Source organism: Opitutaceae bacterium TAV5, assembly GCA_000242935.3.
In the GTDB taxonomy this organism is placed as follows: domain Bacteria; phylum Verrucomicrobiota; class Verrucomicrobiia; order Opitutales; family Opitutaceae; genus Geminisphaera.
On record CP007053.1, the window covers coordinates 4,516,528 to 4,538,570 of the forward strand.

Annotated in this window: 20 protein-coding genes; 6 read left to right on the forward strand and 14 right to left on the reverse strand. The window is 64.5% G+C overall.

Annotation, left to right across the window (positions count from 1 at the left end; all coding sequences use genetic code 11):
• Complete coding sequence (locus OPIT5_19245; GenBank protein ID AHF92046.1) at positions 1-2,457, reverse strand: hypothetical protein; 2,457 nt, start codon at positions 2,455-2,457, stop codon at positions 1-3.
• Positions 2,458-2,599: 142 nt separating this feature from the next.
• On the opposite strand from OPIT5_19245, the gene OPIT5_19250 reads away from it, so the two are divergent.
• Both OPIT5_19250 and OPIT5_19255 read left to right on the forward strand, forming a co-directional pair.
• On the forward strand, positions 2,600-3,583 hold the full coding sequence (locus tag OPIT5_19250) for an anchor protein (protein AHF92047.1): 984 nt from the start codon (positions 2,600-2,602) through the stop codon (positions 3,581-3,583).
• A gap of 18 nt (positions 3,584-3,601) precedes the next feature.
• Complete coding sequence (locus tag OPIT5_19255; GenBank protein ID AHF92048.1) at positions 3,602-4,321, forward strand: N-terminal cleavage protein; 720 nt, start codon at positions 3,602-3,604, stop codon at positions 4,319-4,321.
• 26 nt (positions 4,322-4,347) lie between these two features.
• On the opposite strand, the gene OPIT5_19260 is transcribed toward OPIT5_19255, so the two are convergent.
• Entirely contained in the window at positions 4,348-5,433 is a 1,086-nt protein-coding gene (locus OPIT5_19260; protein ID AHF92049.1) for a LacI family transcriptional regulator, read from the reverse strand.
• A 160-nt stretch (positions 5,434-5,593) separates the two neighbouring features.
• On the opposite strand from OPIT5_19260, the gene OPIT5_19265 reads away from it, so the two are divergent.
• Together OPIT5_19265 and OPIT5_19270 are read left to right on the forward strand one after the other, a co-directional pair.
• On the forward strand, positions 5,594-6,814 hold the full coding sequence (locus OPIT5_19265) for a glycosidase (GenBank protein ID AHF92050.1): 1,221 nt from the start codon (positions 5,594-5,596) through the stop codon (positions 6,812-6,814).
• A 51-nt stretch (positions 6,815-6,865) separates the two neighbouring features.
• Positions 6,866-7,708: a Zeta toxin family protein gene (locus tag OPIT5_19270; protein AHF92051.1), complete on the forward strand. Its 843-nt coding sequence runs from the start codon at positions 6,866-6,868 to the stop codon at positions 7,706-7,708.
• A gap of 22 nt (positions 7,709-7,730) precedes the next feature.
• Here OPIT5_19270 and OPIT5_19275 read toward each other — a convergent pair whose 3' ends face one another.
• The 8 genes from OPIT5_19275 to OPIT5_19310 all read right to left on the reverse strand — a co-directional run bounded on the left by OPIT5_19275 (position 7,731) and on the right by OPIT5_19310 (position 17,317).
• Positions 7,731-8,543: a hydrogenase gene (locus OPIT5_19275; protein ID AHF92052.1), complete on the reverse strand. Its 813-nt coding sequence runs from the start codon at positions 8,541-8,543 to the stop codon at positions 7,731-7,733.
• Positions 8,544-8,686: 143 nt separating this feature from the next.
• A complete protein-coding gene (locus OPIT5_19280; GenBank protein AHF92053.1) occupies positions 8,687-9,187 on the reverse strand; it encodes a GxxExxY protein in 501 nt (166 codons plus the stop codon).
• 162 nt (positions 9,188-9,349) lie between these two features.
• The gene (locus OPIT5_19285) at positions 9,350-10,885 is read right to left on the reverse strand and encodes a hydrogenase (GenBank protein ID AHF92054.1); all 1,536 of its coding nucleotides are present in this window, start codon (positions 10,883-10,885) and stop codon (positions 9,350-9,352) included.
• A gap of 9 nt (positions 10,886-10,894) precedes the next feature.
• On the reverse strand, positions 10,895-12,427 hold the full coding sequence (locus OPIT5_19290; protein AHF92055.1) for an NADH dehydrogenase: 1,533 nt from the start codon (positions 12,425-12,427) through the stop codon (positions 10,895-10,897).
• Positions 12,428-12,599: 172 nt separating this feature from the next.
• On the reverse strand, positions 12,600-13,241 hold the full coding sequence (locus OPIT5_19295; GenBank protein ID AHF92056.1) for a hydrogenase: 642 nt from the start codon (positions 13,239-13,241) through the stop codon (positions 12,600-12,602).
• Positions 13,242-13,246: 5 nt separating this feature from the next.
• Positions 13,247-14,263, reverse strand: a complete 1,017-nt coding sequence (locus OPIT5_19300; GenBank protein AHF92057.1) for an NADH dehydrogenase subunit 1 — start codon at positions 14,261-14,263, stop codon at positions 13,247-13,249.
• The gene (locus OPIT5_19305) at positions 14,260-16,320 is read right to left on the reverse strand and encodes an NADH dehydrogenase (protein AHF92058.1); all 2,061 of its coding nucleotides are present in this window, start codon (positions 16,318-16,320) and stop codon (positions 14,260-14,262) included. Before OPIT5_19305 ends, OPIT5_19300 begins: the two co-directional genes overlap by 4 nt.
• 313 nt (positions 16,321-16,633) lie before the next feature.
• Positions 16,634-17,317 (reverse strand): PTS sugar transporter subunit IIA, encoded by a 684-nt coding sequence (locus OPIT5_19310; GenBank protein ID AHF92059.1) that lies wholly within the window; start codon positions 17,315-17,317, stop codon positions 16,634-16,636.
• Between the two features lie 144 nt (positions 17,318-17,461).
• On the opposite strand from OPIT5_19310, the gene OPIT5_19315 reads away from it, so the two are divergent.
• Positions 17,462-17,701 (forward strand): hypothetical protein, encoded by a 240-nt coding sequence (locus tag OPIT5_19315; protein ID AHF92060.1) that lies wholly within the window; start codon positions 17,462-17,464, stop codon positions 17,699-17,701.
• Entirely contained in the window at positions 17,698-18,048 is a 351-nt protein-coding gene (locus tag OPIT5_19320) for a hypothetical protein (protein ID AHF92061.1), read from the forward strand. The genes OPIT5_19315 and OPIT5_19320 overlap by 4 nt, the downstream gene beginning before the upstream one ends.
• 9 nt (positions 18,049-18,057) lie before the next feature.
• Here the strand turns inward: OPIT5_19320 and OPIT5_19325 are convergent, their stop codons facing one another.
• The 4 genes from OPIT5_19325 to OPIT5_19340 form a co-directional block, all read right to left on the reverse strand.
• The gene (locus tag OPIT5_19325) at positions 18,058-18,891 is read right to left on the reverse strand and encodes a 5-carboxymethyl-2-hydroxymuconate isomerase (GenBank protein AHF92062.1); all 834 of its coding nucleotides are present in this window, start codon (positions 18,889-18,891) and stop codon (positions 18,058-18,060) included.
• Positions 18,892-19,121: 230 nt separating this feature from the next.
• The gene (locus OPIT5_19330; GenBank protein ID AHF92063.1) at positions 19,122-20,372 is read right to left on the reverse strand and encodes a polysaccharide pyruvyl transferase; all 1,251 of its coding nucleotides are present in this window, start codon (positions 20,370-20,372) and stop codon (positions 19,122-19,124) included.
• Between the two features lie 37 nt (positions 20,373-20,409).
• Positions 20,410-21,195, reverse strand: a complete 786-nt coding sequence (locus OPIT5_19335) for a sugar phosphate isomerase (protein ID AHF92064.1) — start codon at positions 21,193-21,195, stop codon at positions 20,410-20,412.
• A 75-nt stretch (positions 21,196-21,270) separates the two neighbouring features.
• The gene (locus tag OPIT5_19340; GenBank protein ID AHF92065.1) at positions 21,271-22,035 is read right to left on the reverse strand and encodes an N-terminal cleavage protein; all 765 of its coding nucleotides are present in this window, start codon (positions 22,033-22,035) and stop codon (positions 21,271-21,273) included.
• Positions 22,036-22,043 lie beyond the last annotated feature (8 nt).

The window sequence follows — 22,043 nt, forward strand, 5'->3', positions numbered from 1 at the left end:
TTACCAGGAAAGGAAAATGTCGCCGGAGACCGTGGCCGATGTTTCGAGCATGGTACCGTGTGGCGTGTGTATGGTTTTGAGGGGAGCCGTGTCTCCGGATATGAAGGGCCATTGAAGATTGACAAAGGCGGTGACGGGACCGGCGTCGGGTGGCGGAAAGAAGCGGAGGGTGGCGTCGCGCAGACCGGAGACCCGAAGGCGGCGGGTGACGCCGACCTGGGCGGGGTGGCGTTCGATGCAGCCGGCAACGCCGGTGGTTTGTCCGTCGATAAAGACCCGGCATTCGTGGCGCCAGGCGCGAGGCAGACGGTAGGCGCCCCCTCCCTCGGTGAGGAGTGTTTCGCAGCCAACCAGCAAGGGGACGCCAAACGGGGTTCGCAGCACAAGCTCCACCGTGGTGTCGGGTGTGTATCCAGAGAAAAACCAGGCATTGGCATGACGATGGATGCCAAGGATGGGGCGTCGCTGGGCGGGTGAAACCGCGGAGCAGCCGATATGCCAGCCGAAGCGGGTGATCGCCTGCCGGACGAGTTCGGAGAAGGGGAAGGCGTCTTCTCTGCGGTCGGGAACGGGGAGATGGGAGCCTTTTGTGATGGTAAGAGGCAAGGGGGCGCGCAGCCACCAGACAAGGCCACCGGCGGGCGTCTGGAAGTGCGCGGACAGCGCGCGTGATTCTCCGCCTCGCACGGCGACAACCGGAGGCGTTTCGGCGTTCGGCGCAGTGGTCTCGGTCAATGCCCCGGCGGAGGCAATGGAGCGGTGCTCGTAATGGTTTGTTCGCTCTGGGTCCGTGAGAAAACAGTCCAAAACCGGCAGGGCGGACTGGATGTCGAGGCGTCCCGAAAGGGGAGCGGCGGGCGCAAGTCCAAGCCGGGATCGGAGAACAGGGGCGGCGTCGAGCGGACCGTAAACGAGCAGCGACCCGCCCGCGTCGGCCCGGTCGAGAAGACGCTGTTCGGAGGCAGGATCGAGGGGCGCTGGCGTGACGAGAACACGACCGGCGAGCACGTCGAGGGCGCGGCGTTCCGCAAGGGCGGCGAAGGCCCGGGTGCTGATGACCGTATTCAGGGGCAGGCCGTCGTTGATGGCTTCGCGGACAAACCAGTCGATGTGGAACAGGCGACCGGGCGCGGGCTGACTGCCAAACATGGCATCGTGTATTTCATCGAAAGGATACAGCCAGACGAAGGGGCCGGGGGCGTCGGGACGTTCGGCCCAGGCGCGGAGGAGATGTGGCGTCGATTGATTGGGAACGGTTTCAGGCATGCGTCCGTGCGAGTCGTCGATGCTGAGGAGGTTGAGTGTATCGGCTGTCTGGATGCGACCGTCGGCGGCGACGCGGGCGGTAGCGAGCGGCAGATAGATGTCGTGCGGCTGGCCTTCGTAGCGGTCGAGCCAGGGGGAATTGAGCCACCAGGGGTCATGGATGTAGTAGCGGAAGGGAAAACCGGTGCGTTCCGGCGGCAGCTCGGCGATGCGGCTCATGTAACCGGCCAGCTCAATGCCGAAGTCTCCGTTGATGGCGGCCCAGGGAGAGTTGGGGGGAGGGGCGAAGTTGAATTTGCCCTCGTAAAGTTCGCGAAGGGGCGTGGCGTCGCTGGCGAGATCGGTGGCCGTGCCGAGATTGGTACCGCGCGTTTCGATACCAATGTGCTGAGGCAGTTCATTGCGGAGATCGTGCCAGAAGGCGAGGATGCGATCGCGGGTGTCGCGGGCTTTTTGCGGATCGACGGCGGCGGTGAATATCGTGCCGTCGAAAAGCGGGCCGATGGTGAGCCATGTTTCCATCCCGAAGCCGAAGCCGTTGGAAAGCCAGAGGTAGTCGAGCCCGATGTCGGCGGCGAGAAGGCGAAACTGGCGGCCGAGAAAGGTGCCGATGCTTGTGTCCTGCGGGATGCCTTCGGGGAAGGCCGCGTAGCGGCGTGTATCGGAATTCAGGATTCCATAGCAGCAGACGAAGCTGGCCTTGCCCATGGTGTCGGAGAGGCAGATCTCGCGATGGCGTTTGTATTTGAAATCGGAGGGCGCGAATTCGCCGCCCGGATCGAAGGCGAGGCCGACGCGGAAAGGCTTGCCCTTGGTGGCGGGGGCGGCGGCCGCGGCTTCGCGCCAGGCGCGGGCGATCGTGGAGAGGCGGCGGTAAGTGATGGGGCGGGCATCGGGACGATAGAGCCAGGCGCGTGAGTGCAGGCTCTTTTTTTCGGGGTCAGTAGGGATGCTGTCGAGGTGGGCGTTGCTGTTGCCGACGTAGCGCGCCCATTCCATTTCGGCATCGAGGTCGCCGGTGTAGTCGAGGATTTCGGAGCCGTCGGAAGCCCAGAACAGAATTGAAATGGCGGAGGCGTGGCGGGCGAGGTGATCCCATTGGCGGAAGGCTTCGGCGCAGGTGGCGAGTGTGGCCGCGTCGTCGAGATTGTAGAAGGGCTTGAGCGAGACTTCGAGGGTGAGGTTTTGCATGGCTGGAAAGGCGTCCCGGAGAGATTCGGGGAGGAGGGAAAAGAAAATGTCGGCTTTAGTGTTTAGAATATAAGAACAGAAATAGATATTTGTTTGGATTTTCTAAAAATAAAGCGAAAAACAATTGACTCGCAGGTTTTTTATGTGCGCTATCTTGCGCATGACCTTCTCTTACCCGGAAGGAAATCTCAAAAGTTTGATAACGTTTGTATATTGTAAACACTACCCACAAGGTTCACTCAACACCATGAAAACTCCCGTCCAAAGTTGCAGCCGTTCCCGGGGCCTGGCCTCAATTTTCGCCGCCCTCGTCGCTTTGCCTCTCGCGCAGGCGACCACCATCGTGCCCGATGTCTGGTATTCCGCCACCAGCCCTGGAACCCCCGTGACCGACGGCGTGCAGTTCACCACGAATGACGGCACTGCGGACACGGTTCGGCACGTCCTCACCTATTTCACGCCGGCGAGCCTGTCGAATGTTGGCGATTCGGTAAGCATGTCCCTGAAGTTTTCGGCGACGTTTACGGGGACCCCTTCCACATGGGGGGCCAATCTCTTCGGCTTCGGTCTTTATGATTCGGGTGGCAGCCGGATATCCGCCGATGGCCTCGGAGGCACGGGGGGCACGGGGAGTCCCTTCAGTGGCTACACCGGTTATCGGGTCGCTGTGCGTCCACGGGTGAACACCACTCAGTCTCCTTTCGATGGAGGGCTCCGTGCCCGAACAGGTGATAGTGCTACCCTTGGAAACAATGGCGCCCATACCGAGGTCACGGGGGGAGGGGCAGGCGGCACAACGGGCACAGCCAGGACATTTGTATCCGGGACCGAATACAACATCACCTATACGATCACGCGTACCGATGCGAGCTCCCTGAGTATCTTGTTCGAAGTCGGGGGGCTGAGTGGTTACAGCCACACTTGGTCCGTGGCCTCAACCTACACCACCTTCGACACCTTTGCCATTACGCTTTCCAATCAAAACATCTTCGACTCCATCACGCTGACGGATGTGAGCATTACCTCCAACTCCTTCATCCCCGAACCGAAGACGGCGGCCGTTCTGCTGGGCCTTGGCGTCCTGGCGATTGGCGTTGGTCTGCGTCGGCGTTGCCGCCAGGTTTGATCCCCCTCTCCTCCTGCAATGAAGCCCCCGCCCCCCCTCCCCCGCGCTTTCACGCTCGTCGAGCTTCTCACGGTGATCGCCATCATCGGCATTCTGGCGGCCATCATCATTCCCACGGTCGGAAAAGTGCGGGAAACCGCCCGCATGACGCGCAGCCTCTCCAACCTCAAATCCATCGGACAGGCCGTGCAGCTTTACTTGGCGGATAACAAGGACCGGTTTCCTCCGCTAGGACAGGGCACGGGGTTTACGGAACCGCTCTGGACGGATACCGGCATCGGCTACCCCGATTGGAAAAAGGGTCTGAATACATATCTCCCGACGACCGGGCGGAAGCGTTTTGTGGACTACAAGGGCACGGAATACTCGATCAACGAGGTTTACGTGGACCCGACGCTGGCTGCCGACCGTCACCATAATGTGGGAGATTACGGAGCAAGCCGGGAAATTTTCAAACCGGATGGAAGTGAAATTACCCTGCATCAAATCACCAACAGTCCGTCGCGCACGGTCTTGGCGGCAGCAGGGGAAACAACTACGCAAACACCTCCGGTTGGCAGTTGGTTTATCGAGACATGGAATTGGGCCAATGGCATTGCAGTGAGTAATTCACCTGGCGATCGCGGCACGGGCAAGGTGGCTGTGGTGTTCGTTGACGGACACGTGGAGCAACTGCCCAAGGCGCGACTCGACAGCGACCAGGCTTACCGGCGCTCGTTGTTTTTGATCAAACCGTAAGAAAGGCGTTGCCTCGATGCACTGGATTACGCGCGCAGGTCTCTCACCGTTTTACCCCGGCGCCAGCGGCCGGGGATGAGGAGGCCGCGGGGGTGGGCGGGGACGCCGGTTTCGTTGTTCGACAGTGCGCCGATCAGCAGATCGGTCGCGGCGGCGGCGACGGCCTCGCTTTGCTGGCAAATGCCGGTCGTCACGGCGTCGTCCTCCGCCACGTGCAGGTGGGCGAAACCGATGTCCTGCGGCACCGAATACCCGTGGGCACGCAGCACCCGCGGGATGTGAGGCTCCGTCGAAATGATCACCGTCGGACGATGCTTTTTTACCCAGTCGACCAGAATGTCGTCGGCAAGCGTGACGAGCGGCGGGAGCGGACGGAGGCCGAACTCCTGCTGCATCGTGGCCAGATAGCCGGCGACAAACCGGTGAGAAACCACCGTCTCCGTCAACGGTTCGCCGACATAACCGATGCGGCGATGACCGAGACTCCGGAGTTCTCGCACGGCAAGCTGCGTGGAGAGGTGCTGGTCGTTGCTCGCGAAGTGGAGCGCGGGCGAGTGGAAGGCCGTGCCGACTCCCGCAATCGCAAATTTTGAAAGATCCACGGGAATGGCCGTGGCGGAACCGTCCGCTCCTTCCCTGAAGCCTTGCAGAAGGAGTCCGCGCACGCCCCGGGCAAGCAGCACTTCGGTGAGCCGCGCGGACAAACCGTCCGGATGATTGCACAGGCGTGGATCGCGTGTCCACACGCGCTCGAACGCATAACCGGAGGCTTCGGCCCGGGCGCGGGCGCCGTTGTGAAACGCGGCCGAAACGAGGTTGGCGCGCCAGTCCTGCGGCGTATCACGAAAATCCAGCCAGGCGAGATTCCAGCGCGCGACGGGCGGGCGGCGGTTGCGCACCTGCGCCATGAGGGCGGAGACCAGCGGATGCGACCGGTGCCCGAGACGTTGCGCCACGGCCTGCACATGCTGGCGGGTTTTTGTTCCGATGCGGGCGTCGCCGCGGAGTGCCCTGGAGACCGTGCTGGTGGCGACGCCGGCCTCGCGCGCAATCGCAGAGAGCGGCACGTGGGCGCTGTCGGACGGATGAGTGCGGTCGGGAGCGGGCGGCATGGATGTCACTCCAGTCAGAGGGATTCGTCCGAAAGCGGCAATCCCATTGCGCAACGCGTTGCATAACGGGAAAGGCAGTAACCGGATTTCCGGCTGGCGGCCTGCCGACTTACGTCGGCAGCTACGGGAAGTTAAATCCGTTTCCCTCACCATGCCGCCCATGAGCAAATCCGCATCCCGAACCCCGAAATCTTCATCCACGCCCGCCGCCTTCACGGTCCGGGTCAAAAAAGTCCGCGCTGCGCACGAGGCTTTCCTGCGCCGCAAGAATCCCGTCGATCCGCTTTGGGATAACGGCGTGTTCGAGCGCTTCCGTTATCCGGTGGTGACGGACCGCCATACGCCGCTCGAATGGCGTTACGATTTCAGCCCGAAAACCAATCCGTTTTTCATGGAACGGCTCGGCATCAATGCGACGCTCAACCCCGGCGCGTTTTTGTGGAAAGGCAAGGTATGCCTCGTCGTTCGCACCGAGGGTTACGACCGCAAGAGTTTCTTTGCCATCGCCGAGTCGAAAAACGGCATCGACGGTTTCCGTTTCTGGCCGGAGCCGGTCGATCTGCCGGAAATCGCTCCGGAAACCAACGTGTACGACATGCGCATCACGCCGCACGAGGACGGCTGGATTTACGGCGTGTTCTGCGCCGAGTCGCGCGACCCGAAGGCCGCGCCGTCCGACCTGTCTTCGGCGGTGGCGCAGGCCGGCATCGTGCGCACGCGCGATTTCAAGAAATGGGAGCGATTGCCGAACCTGCGCACACCCGCCTCGCAGCAACGCAACGTCGTGCTGCATCCCGAGTATGTGGACGGCCACTACGCGTTCTACACGCGGCCAATGGACGGGTTTATCGACGTGGGCAGCGGCGGCGGCATCGGCTGGACGCTCTGCAAGGACATCACGACCGGAAAAACTGGTCCGGAAAAGATCATCGACGAGCGGGCCTATCACACGATCAAGGAGTCGAAAAACGGCCAGGGCCCCGCGCCGATCAAGACACCGCAAGGCTGGCTCCACATGGCGCACGGCGTGCGCGGTTGCGCGGCGGGACTGCGCTACGTGCTCTACGCGTTCATGAGCTCGCTTGACGATCCTTCAAAAATCATCGCGCGGCCGGGCGGGCATTTTCTCGCACCGTACGAGGGCGAACGCGTGGGCGACGTGTCCAACGTGACATTCACCAACGGCTGGGTGCAACTGCCCGACAAGGCGAAGACGATCCTGCTCTATTACGGTGCGTCGGACACGCGCTGCTATGTGGCGCGCACGACGACGGCAAAGCTCGTGGACTGGTGCCTGAACACGCCCGGGGACGCGCTGACCACGCGCCGCGCCGTGGACCAGCGGCTCGCGCTCATCCGGGCGAACCGGAAACAGGTGTGAGCGAGAGCAGGCTCGCCATAAAGGCGGGGCATGACCAGAGTCGGTGTTGTCATGCCCGACCTCTTCATCATCGCCGGACCCAACGGCGCGGGGAAAACCACCTACGTGCGTCGTTTCCTGCCCGAAGAAATGCAGACGCGGGAGTTCGTGAACGCCGACCTGATCGCCGCCGGACTTTCGCCCTTCGCGCCCGAAAGCGTCGCTTTCGAGGCGGGGCGTCTGATGCTGGCGCGATTGCGGGAACTGGCGGCGAGGCGCGCATCGTTCTCGTTCGAAACGACCCTGGCGGGTCGCGCCTATGCGCCGTTGTTGCGCGAGCTACGCGTGGCGGGGTACCGCATCCGGCTCGATTTTTTGTGGATTCCCGACCTCGACGTCACCCGCAACCGGGTCCGCCAGCGTGTGCACAAGGGCGGGCACGACATCCCGGATGATGTGCAGCAACGGCGTTTTCATCTCGGCATCCGGAATCTGGTGACGCTTTATCGCCCGCTGCTCGACCACTGGCGGCTTTACGAAAACACACAGGAAGATCCTCATCTGGTGGCAGAAGAAGAAAATGGCCGACTGGACATAGCGGACGCCATCGTACTTGACCGCATCGAGCAGGCCGCCAGTGTCTCCTTTATGAACGAGCAAGCTTCTTCCGGTGAAATGAACGAGGCACGCGCGATGTATGGGCGTTCCGCGGAGACCCGCGCCTCGATGCGCGCCATGCGCAAGGCCTACGCCGATGCGGTGCTCGAAAATCTGCGTTTCGGCTTGCCGGTCATCCAGTATCGGGACGGCAAGGTCGTGGAGGTGCCGGCCGAGCAACTGGCGCCCAAGGCCCGGCGCATCCTCGAAGCCAACGGGGAATTTCTCCCCGAGGAAATCGCCGCCGGGCGGGCGTGAGAGGATTCCGGCTGCCGGTTTGTCAGGCGACCGGCACGGGTTGTCGTTTTTCGTTTTCCAGCCGTCCGAGCAGGCGAAGCAGGCCGTCGAGAATGGTCAGCGGGTGGGGCGGGCAGCCGGGGATGTAGAGATCGACCGGCACCGTCGTATCCGCGCCGCCGAGCACCTGCGGATTGCCGGCGAAGGGTCCGCCCGAAATCGCACACGCGCCGGTGGCGATGACGAGCTTCGGATCGGGCACGGCGTCCCAGGTTTTGCGCAGCGCGAGTTCCATGCCCTTGGAAACAGGGCCGGTGACGAGCAGGCCGTCGGCGTGGCGTGGCGAAGCGACAAACTGGATACCGAAACGGGAGAGATCCCAGCCGATGGTGCCGAGAACGTTGACGTCGGCCTCGCAGGCGTTGCAACCGCCGGCGCTGACCTGGCGGAGTTTCAGCGAGCGACCGAAGAGTTTTTTGAGTTTCGCATCGAGCGCTTCGGCAAGGCGGAGTTGTTCGCGTCCGGGATCGGGAGCGAGGACGAGGTCGTCGCGCCGGCGCACGGCCATGCGGTGGTCGCCGGTCGGCACGATGGCGCCGTCGGGGCAAGCTTCGAGGCACTCGTTGCAGAACAGGCAGCGGCCGAGGTCGAGCGACGCGAGCCGTCCATCGGCGGTGCGCGTAATGGCGTTGGTCGGACACGCGGGCAGGCAGTCCGCGCAGCCGTCGCATTTTGCCGGGTCGATCCGCAGCGCGCCGCCATGCCGGTCGGGCAAGGCCGGGGCCGGCCCTTGCGGCCAAGCCATCGTGGCGCAGCCGCGTTTCAGGCGATGAGCGATGGTGTCGAGGACGAACATGGATTGGAAATTAACCACAGAGACACGGAGACACAGAGAACAAACCACAGAGAAGAGATGACGAAAGGAAGTGTTTGGTTTTCATGAATACGCTTGGTGCTTTCTGTGCCTTCGTATCTCTGTGGTTGACCTCCGGTTTGGTTTTAGAATCTGGATCTGAACCAGAGTAGGGCCGAGGCGCACAGGAACAGGGCGAGTTGTCCAAAATCGGAGCGGATACGTTTTTCGTTTTTGAAAAGGCTTCCGGCAACCACTCGTTTGATTCCGTCTTTGAGGGTGGGCACATTGAAATTGATCAGCAGGCCGAGCGAGCGCCGTTCAAGTTTCAGATAAGTGAGGAGTTGAGCATGATGAACCGGTTCCAGTGACTGGACGGCTTTCAGTTCAATGATCAGCTCTTTTTCCACGATGAAATCGAGGCGGTATCCACAGTCGAGTCTCGCTCCCTTGTAAACGAGAGGCATTTCCCGTTGCCGTTCAAAATTCAGGCCGGCCAGGGCCAATTCGTGGGCCAATGCTTCTTCATAGGCCGACTCCAGCAACCCGGGGCCAAGTTCACGATGAACTTCCATACAAAGGCCGATCACCCGGTGGCTCAGTTCGTTCAGCTTGGTTCGTTGAATTTCGTCATGTGATGTTATCATAAGAAAAATCTTTCTGGCAGTTTCAGATTAACCACAGAGGCACGGAGACACAGGGGGCAAACCAACGAGAGGAAATGGGGGAAAGTAGCGTTTGTATCTCATGACTGCACTCGGTGCTTTCTCTGTGTCTTTGTGTCTCTGTGGTTAAATTCTGTCAGGTTTTCACAGGTCGAAGCCGCAGTAGGAGAGGTTGAAGCTTTTGTTGCAGATCGGGAAATCGGAGATCGCCTGGCCGCGCAGCGCGAGGGCGAGGCCGGTCCAGTTGTGGAAGGACGGGTCGACGATCTTGTAACGGCGGAAGCGGCCGGTGGCATCCGTAATCGCGACGTGGCAGACTTCGCCGCGCCAGCCTTCGACGAGCGTCACGGCCAGCGAGTCGGGAGCGGGGGAGGGCAGGGGGGCGCCGGTTTCGTCGCGGGTCCGGATGGCGCCCTCGGCGGGCGATTCGAGTTGTTCGAGGATCAGTTGTCCCGACCGCTGGATTTCGAGCCAGCGCACGCGGGCGCGCGCGAATACGTCCCCGCCCGGCCACACCGCGACCGGCGCCTGGGCGAGCCGGTGCCAGCCCGCCGGATGATCGTAACGCACGTCGCGCACGATCCCGCAGGCGCGGGCGGCGAGACCGACGAGACCGGATTCCGCGGCCTGTGGTCCCGTCACGGTGCCCACGCCCTCGAAACGCGCGCGCGCCGAGGCGGCGTCCCAGAGCCAGGCGGCAGCCTGTTCCACGTCGGCCAGCGCGGCGCGGAGCCGCTCCGCGAGTTGCGTGGCGCGCGCCGGTTCGAGGTCGTGACGGCAGCCGCCGGGCCGCACGAGTCCGCGCCCGAAGCGGTTGCCGCAGAGCAGCGCGGTGAGGTTGAGAAAATCGCCGCGGATTTTTCCGCAGGCCGAAGCGGTCGGCAAAAATGCCACGTCGCCCGCGAGCGCGCCGATATCGCCGGTGTGGTTGGCGAGGCGTTCCAGTTCCAGCGCGATCAGCCGCAGCCACTGGGCACGCAGCGGCGCTTCGGCCCCTCCGTCGCCGGCGAGGGCTTCGAGCACGCTGGCGTGGGCGGTGGCGTGGGCGATGGTTGTGTCACCGGACACGGTTTCGAGCTGTGCCATCGTCGCACGGTGCGGACCGCCGGCGAGGGCTTCCTCGACGCCGCGGTGCTGGTAGCCGAGCGCGATTTCCAGGTGCAGCACTTCCTCGCCCGCGCACTGGAAACGGAAATGCCCGGGCTCGATCACGCCGGCATGCACCGGGCCGACCGCCACTTCGTGAATCTCGCCGCCGTCCACACGGAAAAATTCGCCGTTGCGCGGCGCGCCGTCGCGAACGCCGGCGTCCGTTGCCGCGGCCAGGCGCACGGGTTTCAGCCAGGGGTGCGCCGCGGGTACGAGGCCGTGCTGCTCGTAAAGCTCGCGCTCGAAAAGGTGCGCCTGTGGATGGCGTGGCGTCAGCGCCGGATAACTCTCGCCGGGAGCGAGCGGCGTGCTGCGGGCGACGGCCAGTGTGTTGTCGGCATCGAAAGCGATGACGGATACGATCCGCGTCCGCTCGTCCTCCGGCACGCCGAACCAGGCGCACAGCCGCGCGCCGCGGGCGAGTTCGCCGGAGGTGCGTTGCACAAACTCCGCGACCGGCCATTCGGGGACTTCCGCCAGCGGGAGACTCGTGGCGTTGGCGAGCAGGGCAAAGGAGGTGGAGCGGCTCATGGCGCGGGTTCAGGGACTGAGGGGAGCAATGGGAGTGATGTGACCAATGGGACTGATGTGGCCGGGGGGGGGAGGCGCGCTGGCGGATGTTTGGGGCGGGACCAGCTCCGCCACCGCCCCCGTCCACGCATCGCGCAGCACGGCGGGCGTGGCCAGGCCAAGCCAGAGCGAGAGGGCGAGCAGCGCGAGCGGCGGGGCCACCACGCCGGCGGTTTCGCGAACCAGCGGCGCCGGCGGCTTTTTGTCGCCGTCTGTCTCCGTCTTTCCATAGACGACGGCGAACACCACGCGCGACATTCCGAAAAACGCGAACAGCAGGCAGCCGAGCAGCAGGCCGCCGGTCAGGCCGTGTCCGCCTGCGAAGGCCGCCAGCACCACGCGCAGTTCGCTGAAAAACGGGCCGAAGGGCGGGCACGCCGTCACGGCGAACATCCCCGCGACGAAGACCGCCGCCGAGAGCGGCGTCACTGCCGACATGGCGCGCGCGGCGTCCAGCGTGCTCGCGCCCGCCGCGCGCCGGAGGTTGCCCGCGCTCAGGAACAGCGCGCCCTTGGTCAGGCCGTTGGCCCATACGTGAAACAGCGCCGCCCATACGCCGGCCGCGCCGAGCGAGGCGGCGATGACGAGGATGCCCATGTGTTCGACACTCGAATACGCGAGCATCCGCTTGAAATCCCGTGTGCCGAGCAGGAAGAGCGCGGCGACCAGCATCGAGAACAGTCCGATGGCCAGCAGCGTGTGTCCGGCCACTTCGCCCGCGCCGGCGGCGTCCACGACGGCGCGCACGCGCAGGATTGCGATGAAAGCCACCGTCGTCACGCCACCGGCGAGGACCGCGCCGACGATGCCGGGGGCCTCGCCGTAGGCGTCGGGCTTCCATGTGTGCATCGGGGCCAGCCCCATTTTTGTGCCGTAGCCGACGAGCAGCAGCACCCATGCGATCAGCACCCACGGATGCGAGAGGTTCGCGCCTTGGGCCGCGAGCGCGGCAAACGTCAGGTCGCCCGCGCCGCCGCCGTGCAGCGACGCGTAGCCGAGGGCGAACGAACCGAGCAGCGACAGCGCGATGCCCGTGCCGCCGACGAGCAGGTACTTCCAGGTCGCCTCGAACGCCCGCGGTGTGTCCGCGAAGTGCAGCAGCGGCACGGTGGCGAGCGTGAGCGCTTCCGTGGCGATCCACAACAATCCGAGATGTCGCGCCTGCAACCCCGCGCTCAACAGCCCGAGCAACGACAGCAGCAACGTCACGAAGACGCGGTTGGGCCGCTCCGCCCGCGCCCGCAGGTAGGCGACGCCGTAGGCCGCGCAGGCGAGAAACAGCAGCGACACCGCCGGCAGCGTCGCCCGCGCCACCGCATCGAAACCGAGCCATGCGCGCGGCGACACGTCCGGGGGATTGACCAGCAGCCAGAGCGCCAGCACCGCGTGCGCCAGCGCGGTCGCCGGCAGCAGCCACGTGCGCGCCTGCGAATTTTTTCCCGGCCACGCCGCCGCGAATGCGGCTCCGGCGAAAGGGATCAGAATGAGCAGGTGGGCGAGCATGGATGAATTAACCACAGAGGCACGGAGACACGGAGGGACCACGAAGGAGGCGGGGTCCGGAAGATACGTTGATGGGTCGGACGAAACGACGGTCGGGAAAGGATTTTCGGGAAATACAAAAAATCCCCTCCGTGGTTTTTCTTCGTACCTTTGTGTCTCCGTGGTTCATTTTTTATTCCTTCAGCGCAGTGAGCTTGCCCGTGTCGAGCGAGTCGAAGGTGCGCTGGATGCGGTCCACGATGATGCCGATGACGAACACGCCGACGGTGAGATCGAGCAGGATGCCCGATTCCACGAGCAGGGGCGTGGAGTGGAGGAGCAGCAGGCCGAACAGGTAGATGCCGTTTTCCAGTATCAGATAACCGCATACCTGCGAGATCGCCTTGGTGCGGCCGATGAGAAGCACAAACCCGGTCAGCACGGAAGCCAGCGCGCCGGGCACGAGGAGCGTGTCCGCATGTTCCGGCAGCAGGGGAAGCGTCCGCGCAAACGCCACGGCCGCGATGGTGCCCGCCGTGCCGAGGAGCAGCGACGGCACCTGGCCGATGAGCGGCTCGATCTCGCGCTCGATGCTGGCGGCGCGCATGGCCCGCCGCAGCAGATGCGAGATGACAAACCCCTTGACGATGACGGTCGTCAGCGCGACGAGGCCCACGCGCCAGTCGAATTTCGCCTCCAGCAGCAGCGGCAGCACGCCGAGCGCCATGCCCTGCACGGCCACGGCGCGGATCACGCCGGGCAGCCGGCTGCTCGCCAGCGCCACGAGGTTGAGACCCATGGCGAGGCCGATGAGGAGATTGGCGGTCGAACTCATGCCGCTCACCGGGCGCCTCCTTCCATGGGGTTGTCGGAATGACCGGGCGGGACGCCTGCCGTTGTCGCCACGGGGCGACGCAGCGCGTCGTCGGCAGCGGCAGGAATGCCGCCGCTCCGGAGGGCGAGCAGCAGCGCGAAGAGGCAGAGCAGGAATGCCGTGGTCAGGAGCAGCGGCACCTGCCGGAACGCGAGCCGCGCCAGCAGCGATTCCACCAGACCCACGCCGATCGTCACGACGAGCACCGATCCGGCGAGGATGCCGGCGGCCGCCAGCGGCGGCCATTCGCCCATCGGCAGCACCGTCTGCGGCAGCAGCACCGCGAAGAGGAGCAGTTTCATGGCCGCGCCGTGCAGGATGATGGCGAGCGGCGGGCCGCTGTGATCGAGGATCATCGCCTCGTGAATCATGGTGAGTTCGAGATGCGTGTTGGGATCGTCGAACGGCACGCGGCAGTTTTCGGCGAGGAGCACGGTGAACAGGCCCGCGGCGAGCATCAGCGCGCCGCCGCCCGGCGGATGGTCGAGCATGGCATCGAGCGCCACGCTGCCGCTCTGCACCGCGAGCGCGAGGATGGCGGTGATGAGCGCCGCCTCGGCAATCACCGCAAAGCTCACCTCGCGCGCCGCGCCCATGCCTTCGAAGGCCGAGCCGGTTTCCAGCGCGGCCCAGGCCGTGCAAAACCGCGCGACCGCGAGCAGGTAAACGAACAGCAGCACGTCTCCCCGAAAATCGAGCGCGCCGCCCACCGGGCCCAGCGGCATCAGCAGCGCCGCCCCGAGCAGGGCGACCCAGGCGATGGCCGGCCCCGCGATGAAGCCGGGCGAGGCGAGGTCGCTGAGCACGACGCCCTTTCGCCAGAGCCGGGCGAGGTCGTAGTAGAGTTGCAGCAGCGGCGGGCCGCGACGCCCGGCGACCCACGCCTTCACGCGGTTGACGATACCGGGCAGCAGCGGGGCGACCAGCAGCCACAACGCCAGCCGGAGCACGAGGTCGAGGAGGGTGGAGAGAACGGTTGTCATTGTCCGCTTCCTCCCGCGTTTCCGCCGAGCCAGGTGATGATGCCCAGCACCGCGAGGCCGCATAACAGGTATGCGATGTAGAACTGCAACCGGCCGTGTTGCAGGTGGCGCACGGCAGCGTTGATGCGCATGACGCCGCGGGCCGCCGGGCCGATGACGCGCTCCAGCACCGTTTCCGGCACGCGCTCCGTCAGGCTCGCCCCGCCCTGCGCCGGCAATACGCCGTGCGGACGCCGCAGGCTGCGCTCCGGACGGAAAATCCACGCGAACCACTCCGCGACGATGCCGGAAAACGATCCGCCCGTGTACTGCATCCGCGCCGTCGGCGCGGCGTATCCGCAATCCCAGGTCGGGCCGCGCCGCAGCGTCGCGGCATCCGCCTCGCCGGGCGCGCCGCGGCCGGCGCGGACGCGACGCCACAGCCACACGCCCGCGCCGGCGAAAAGAATGGCCAGGGCGACATGCACGAGGCCGAGTGTCGCCAGCGGCGCCGGGTGCGCGCCCGCGGCCTCCGTCGCCCATGCCGGATGCCACGCGCCGACGGCGCGCGAGACCGCCGGCCAGACGAGCACCGGTATCAGCCCGAGCAGCACGCACAATCCGCCGAGCGCGGCCATCGAGCCGCGCATGAGGGGACCGCATTCGTGGGCATGCGCCACCGCGTCGGAACGCGGCGCGCCGAGAAAGACCGTCGCTCCGGCCTTCACGAAGGTGGCCAGGGCGAGCGCGCCTGCGACCGCCATCATGAGCACCGCCGGCATCGCCGCCCACATGGCCACGCTGCCGCCGGTGGCCACGTCGAACAGTCCGAGATAGAGCAGCCATTCACTGACGAAGCCGTTGAGCGGGGGCAGGGCCGACACGGCCGCCGCGCCCAGCGCGAACGCCGCCGCCGTCCACGGCATCCGTTTCCACAAACCGCCGAGCCGGCTCATCTCGCGGGTGCCGGTGGCGTGGAGCACACTGCCCGCGCCGAAAAACAGCAGCGCCTTGAACAGGCCGTGATTCCACACATGCAGCAGCGCGCCGGCCAGCAGGAGGCGTCCCCAGGCGGCGTCATTGTGGGCTGCGCCGAGCAGGCCGCCGCCGAGGCCGATGGTGATGATGCCGACGTTTTCCACCGAGCAGTAGGCGAGCAGCCGCTTGAGGTCGTTCTGGGCAAAGGCGAAGGCGATGCCGAGCAGCGCGCTGACCGCGCCCACGCCGAGCAGCACCCAGCCGGCGGCCTCGGGGACGGGCAGCCAGCCGCTGAAACGCACCAGTCCGTAGACGCCGATCTTGATCGTCACGCCCGACATCAGCGCGGACACGTGGCTCGGCGCGTTCGCGTGCGCCGACGGCAGCCAGATATGGAGCGGGAAAAGCCCGGCCTTCAGGCCGAAGCCTGCGAGAGCGAGCCAGAAAAGCGGGGCGAGGCCGGCGTCGCCGGTGGCGGCGTGGTCGCGCATCGGGCCGAGTTCCCAGGAGCCGGTGCGCGCCGCCAGCAGGGCGAAGAAGGCGAACAGGCAAAGCGTGCCGGCGTGGGAGGCCGCAAGGTAGAGCCAGCCGGCCGCGCGCACGTCGTCACGCTGCCGTTCCAGCGTGATGAGGAAGTAGCTGGCCACGGCGAAGAGTTCCCAGCCGATGAGGAAATGGAGTCCGTTGGCGTTGAGCAGGACGAAACCGATGCAGAGCACCATGACGCTCCACCAGACCCGGCTGCGCCGGGCGGAGTCGGGGTGGTCTTCGTCGCTCCAGTATTCGTGCGAGTAGACGGCACCGGCGCCGGCGACCACGGCGAGCAGGGCGAGGAACAACGCGCTTACGCCGTCGAGGCGGAGCGAGATGATCTCGCCGGCGAGGGGAAATGCGCTTCGCCATTGCCATACCATGGTCGCCGCATCCGTGCCGGTGCCTGCTCCCGCCGGGCCGAAGAGGATCGAAAGCGCCGCGCCGAGACCGGCGGCGCAGGCGACGAGGTTAAGGGTGAGCCAGTCGCCGCGCGGCAGCCGCCACGCCGTGGCGATGGCGGCGACGAGGGAGAGGAAGGCGAGGGAAAGGAGGAGGCCGGTGATCATGGGCGGCTTGCGGGGAATGTGGCGCGGGCGTCCCGCCCGCTCCGGAGTGGCACGGGCCTCCGGCCCGTGTCTGTGCAGCAGGACGGGTTGCCTGCCCGTGCGGGGAAGCGGGCGGGACGCCCGCAGAACAGAGGCCAGAGACCAGAGGACAGAAGGCCGGTTCCGGCTGCCGGTTGTCTGGCCTCCGGCCTCTGTCCTCTGCCCTCCGGATTGCGGACGGGACGCCCGCGCCACCACGAAAGCGGGCGAGACGCCCGCGCCACTTCGGAACACGGGCTGGAAGCCCGTGCCACGGTGAGGGCCATTGCGGTGTTCAAGCTCCGGCCTCCTTTTCCGCTTCGGCCAGGGTGGCGTGGATCTCGGCATCCTCTGCGCCGCGCAGCACGGCGGCGCGCAGCGGGCCGCGCCCGAGCAGGCGGCAGAGTTTGCCGAGAAAATCGAGGTGCGCGCGCGGCGACGGGGCGATGAAGAAAAACAGCCGGGTGATCGGGACGCCGTCAGGGGCCTCTTCGGAGAGCGCGAGCGGCTCGCGAAGCAACAACAGGGCGAGGGTGCCGGAGTCGCGCCCGAGGGCGACGCGGGCGCTCGGGTGGGGCATGGCCAGCCCGTCGCCGATGGGAGCGAAGGTGATGCCGCCCCGGGTGTGGAGCCGTTGCACGATCAGCCGGCGGATCGGATCGGTGGCGCCGGGCAGGGTGGCGACGACCTGGTCGAGCACGCCGGTCAGGCCATCGGCGGAAACGTCGCGCCAGATGCCGCCGGCGCGCAGCAGGGGTTCCAGGCGCAGGCTGGCAGAAACCGCGGGGGTGGAAGGGGCGAGAAAGCCGGTGCGGGCGGCGAGACCGCGACCAGCGGCCCAGTTGGCGACTTGCGTGCGGTCGAAAAGGAGACGGCCGCGATCCGGGGTGTTGGGGAGCCCCTCGTGTTCAATCCAGTCTTCGACGGTTTTTTCGGAAACTCCGAACGATTCGGCAACTTGTATGAGATTGAGATACATCCGGGAAACGGCGCGACGGCCCCTTGAGAGTGAGGGAGCCGAGGTTCGGAAATTATTGGCCGGTTCGCAAGAACGTAGCGGTCTCCGGTGGAAGGTGGCATACTGCTGTTGCCAAGTGGCAAAAGGACGGGACAGTATGCGCGTATGAACTATGCAGCTTGGTTTGAACGCAATCCCGGCGTGTGCGGAGGACAACTCGTCATCAAGGGAACTCGCGTGCCTGTAAGAACGGTCCTGGCGAGCCTGGCGGAGGGTCATCGGGTGGAAGATATCCTGAAAAATTTTCCGGGCCTGAGCGACGAAGCAATGCGGGCGGTCATTGCCTTCGCTGCAGCATCGGCCGAAGAAGATATCCCTCTCCCGCAACTGCCCGCCGTTGCGTGAAAATCAAACTCGACGAAAATCTTCCCGTATCCTTGGCGGTTGCCCTTCGGCAGCTTGGTCACGATACGGACACGGTTGCGGACGAGAATCTCTGCGGTTGCCCCGACGATGCGGTCTGGCAGGGCGCGCAGGGCGAAGGCCGGTTTCTGGTGACGCAAGATCTGGATTTTTCGGATGCGCGACGCTTCACCCCGGGAACGCATGCAGGAATCCTGCTCCTCCGGCTCAAGGAACCGGGGATGACTGCGCTGGAGGGCCACGTGCTGCGCCTTTTCCGGAACGAGCCGGTCGAGACCTGGAGCGGCCGTCTTGTGATCGCCACCGATCTCAAGTTGCGCTTGCGATGACACACCGCGTCACACCGGCTCGGCGATCACCGGGTTGGTGAGGGTGCCGATTTTTTCGATTTCGATGCTGATGGTGTCGCCGGGCTTCATGAAGACGGGCGGCTTGCGGGCGAAACCGACGCCGTGCGGCGTGCCGGTCAGGATCACCGTGCCGGGCAGCAGCGTCTTGCTGCCGCTCAGGAAGGAGACGAGCGTGGCCACATCAAAAACCATGTCGGACGTGGTCCAGTCCTGCATGATCTCGCCGTTGAGCAGCGCGCGCAGTTTCAGCGCGCCGGGGTCGGGAATCTCGTCGCGCGTGACGAGCACCGGGCCGAGCGGGCAGAACGTATCAAAACTCTTGCCTTGGCAGAACTGGCCGCCGCCGAGGCGCTGCTGCCAGTCGCGGGCGGAGACATCGTTGGCGCAGGTGTATCCGAGAACATACGACAGGGCGTCCTCGCGGCTGACGTTCTTGCAACGGCGGCCGATGACGACGGCCAGTTCGGCCTCGAAATCGACTTCGTGACTGGCGCAGGCGACGGGGATTTCGACGGGGTCGCCGGGATTTTGCAGGGAGGAGGTGGCTTTCAGGAAGAGCATGGGGCGCTCGGGCACGCCCTTGCCGCCCTCCTCGGCGTGTTTGCGGTAGTTGAGGCCGATGGCGAGGATGTTGGGCGGCCGGACGGGGGCGAGGAGCTTGCCGGGCGTGACGACGCGGCCCGTGACGAGCCGCGCGGGATCGACGGCGCCGTGGCCGGGATTGTCGGAAAAAAGATCACCGTCGATAGCGAGGGCCGAACCGTCGGGCCGGAGCGCGGCCCATGCCGGGCCATCGGAAGAAAGGTGGCGGATAATGCGCATGAGGGAAGAGCAGGATACAGGCGGGGGAGGCAGACAAGCTCTTGTTCGGGTGCATGTCCGCCCACGCTCACCTGCTCACCGGCTGTCCGGATCAGGTTTTTCCCGAATCCTCGCCAGAGTCACCCCGCCCACGTCGATCGGATCGACTCCACGCAGCGGGCGGTTGCGTTTACGGCATCGTCACCCTCGTATTCGACCGGAGGTTTATGGGCGGGTGAATGGATGTGGGTTTATACGCGGGCGAGGGACTTCGTGAGGGCGGCCATCTCCTCGCGCTGTTTCTCCAGCACGACTTCGCGCGCCTTGGCGGCCTTGGCTTTCGCTGCGGCGGGGTCTTTGGCAATCGCGAGCACGGTCGGCACGATCCGCGTGACCTCGTCAGGCTTGTCGAGATCGAAAAGCCACTCGTCGAGGCCGATGTCGCGCCACATAAAACCCTTCTGCGTCTGCTCCTCGAAGCGGCAGACAACGGCAGGGATGCCGCTGGCGATGCACATAATGGGGCTGTGCATTTCGTTGCCGAACAGCCCTGCGCTGCGCACGTAGGTGCTGAGCGCCTCGTCGGTAAGCCAGAAATGATCGCGCCAGACGACTTTCTTCTTCACGTCGTCGGGCAAGGGATCGAAAACCATCTCCTTGCCGAGCTGGATCTGCGTTTTGTCCTCGTGGCAGACAAGCACCTTCAAATCCGTCTCGCGGGTGATGGCGATGATCGCCGCCCGCAACTGCGCGTGATCGTGCTCCTTCATTTCCTCGTTCCGCTTCTGCTTGGCCTCGTTGACCTTGTGGGCGCCGATGAGCCAGTGCGGCGTTATGCGCCAGCGCGGAATGCAGCACATGAACTTCCCCTCCTCCAGCCCGTGCTCGCTCATAAACGCGGTGGCGGCTTTGTCGTTGCGCAGCGTGACGACGCCAAAAGCTGTGTCCGGGCCCCACTCCATGATCGGCGCGGTGCACCCGCGATTCCGCGCCTTCTTCAGCGAGATGCTTTCGCGGAAAAAAATGAAGTCCGCCTTGCTCGCCGTATCTATCTTCTTCTGGTCAACGCGCCCGACCAGCGTCACGCCGATGACGCCAAAAGGTTTGCCGGTTTCCCGATGCCAGCGCGCCGCATGTTCAGACGCCCCAAAGCCGGCGGAGGAGCCGTGCAGGAAAAAATCGCACTCCTGAAACGCGGTGGCGATGTCCTTCTTGTTTGAAACCACGATGACGTTGGGGAAACGCCGGGCGAGCAGGGCGTCGGCGCCATCCCCGAGGTTGCTCGGCCAAAGGCGGACCTCGGCATCGATCCTGAATTTTTCCAGCAGTTCGAGCAGTCCGAGATAATGCGCGATGTCGCCGATATTCATGCTCTGCCAGGCATTGCGCAAAAGGATGCGTGGTCGGCGTCCCGTTTTTTCGGCAATCGCGGTGAGCGATCCGGCGAGCGATCCGGCGAGTGTGGCAGCGAAGCTGAAGCGGAGGAAGGAACGACGATTCATGGGTGAGTTGGGGATGATTTTGAAAGAGCGGAGCGGGTTACGCTTTCGCGCAGGACGGGACTGGTTGCCCGGCAAGAACCGCGCGAATGGCCGTCACGCAACGGGCGCTTTGTTCCACCGGGTCTTCTCCCTCGAACTCAACCACGACTGACCCGTCGAATGGCAGCTTGCGGAATTTTTCGATGAAGGCCGGCAAATCCAGTGCGCCTTGCCCCACCACGACGTCCTGGCATTTGCCTTCGCGGGTGAAAGCGAGGTCCTTGAAATGGACGCCATACAATCTCTCTCCGAACATATCCAGCCACTCCATCGGATTTCCCGCCGCTTGCAGGCACCAGGCGGTGTCGAGACAGAGGCCGACCTGTTTGCTACACTTCTCAAATACATAGCGCAGGGCGGTCGGATTGCCGAGCCAATGCCTGCCGCCGTGATTGTGGATGGCGGCGTGCACGCCGTATTCGCCGCAGAATCGTTCCACCATTTTTATGACGGTTTCATGGTCCTGGGGTTCAAATGAACAACTCACCAGGCCGCACTGCGAGCGTTGCGCAAAGGCGAAGAATCGGCGGTTGAAGGCTTCGTCGTTTTTCAAATTGGTGACTCCGATTCCGGAGATGCGAATCCCCGACTCGCGGCAAAGACCGATCAGTTTTTCCTGCTCCGCAACGTCGTCGTAATTGACGTGGCAGGCCGAGAGATCGACGCCATCCACACCGCATTTTTTTACGGCGGCGATCAGGTCGGGGATCTCTTTGATCGTGCGAAACGAATACGTTTTGATGCCCAGCTTGCGGGCTAGATCGAAGGAGGTTGGTGTGTTCATCGGTGAGATTTTTTCAAAAACAGAGCGGAATGGGGGGAGGGCAGGAAGATGACGTGGCGGCTTGCTTGATGGATGTCAGCGATCGAATTCGGGACTGCCTATCGGCGTCGTATCGTCGGCAGGAGTCCAATACGGGTCACGCGTTACCTTACGCATGTTAACGGCACCGCGGGTGACATCGCCCCACATGATTTCGCTACATTTTTTTGAAGCCACGTTGCCGGCAACATACAGCACACTGACCCGCCCCGAATGCGCTTTCGGAACGGCGTCGCCGAGGGCCTTTGCATCGCTTTTGCCGCTAAAGAGGCCGGTCGTAAGCCAGCGAAGGTCCCGTATTTGGAATATATCGATGCCGTAAACCTGCCGGGTTGGCTCCGTCACATTGGAAAGAGGGTTCATGCTGAGAGGATCGTTAAAACCGTGCTTCCACTTGTCCGTCGTGCAACCTATACCGCGAGCTGCAATTTGCGCAGGCGTCGGATTTTTGGGCATGGCCAGATAAGGAGAAAGGGTGGAGTGGAGGTTTGCACCGCCATAGTGGGATTCCGGGAGAATGCTTTTGCTGTCCTGCAAATACATTTGCAGTGCCACGCCCCATTGGCGCATGGCGGAGAGGCATTTTGCGGAGCGGGCTTTCTCGCGAACCTTTGCGGTCACGGGAAGGATGATGGCAGCGAGGATGCCGATGATAACGATGACGGTCAGGAGTTCGATGAGCGTGAAGGCGGCATGGGCCGGGGCAAGGCCGAGACCTTCACGTGAAGGTCTGACAGGAGACGGAGCGAAGCTCCGTCTCCTGTCAGTAAGAAGGGGTAGTGGCATCGGGTTGGTGTTCATGGCGGGGG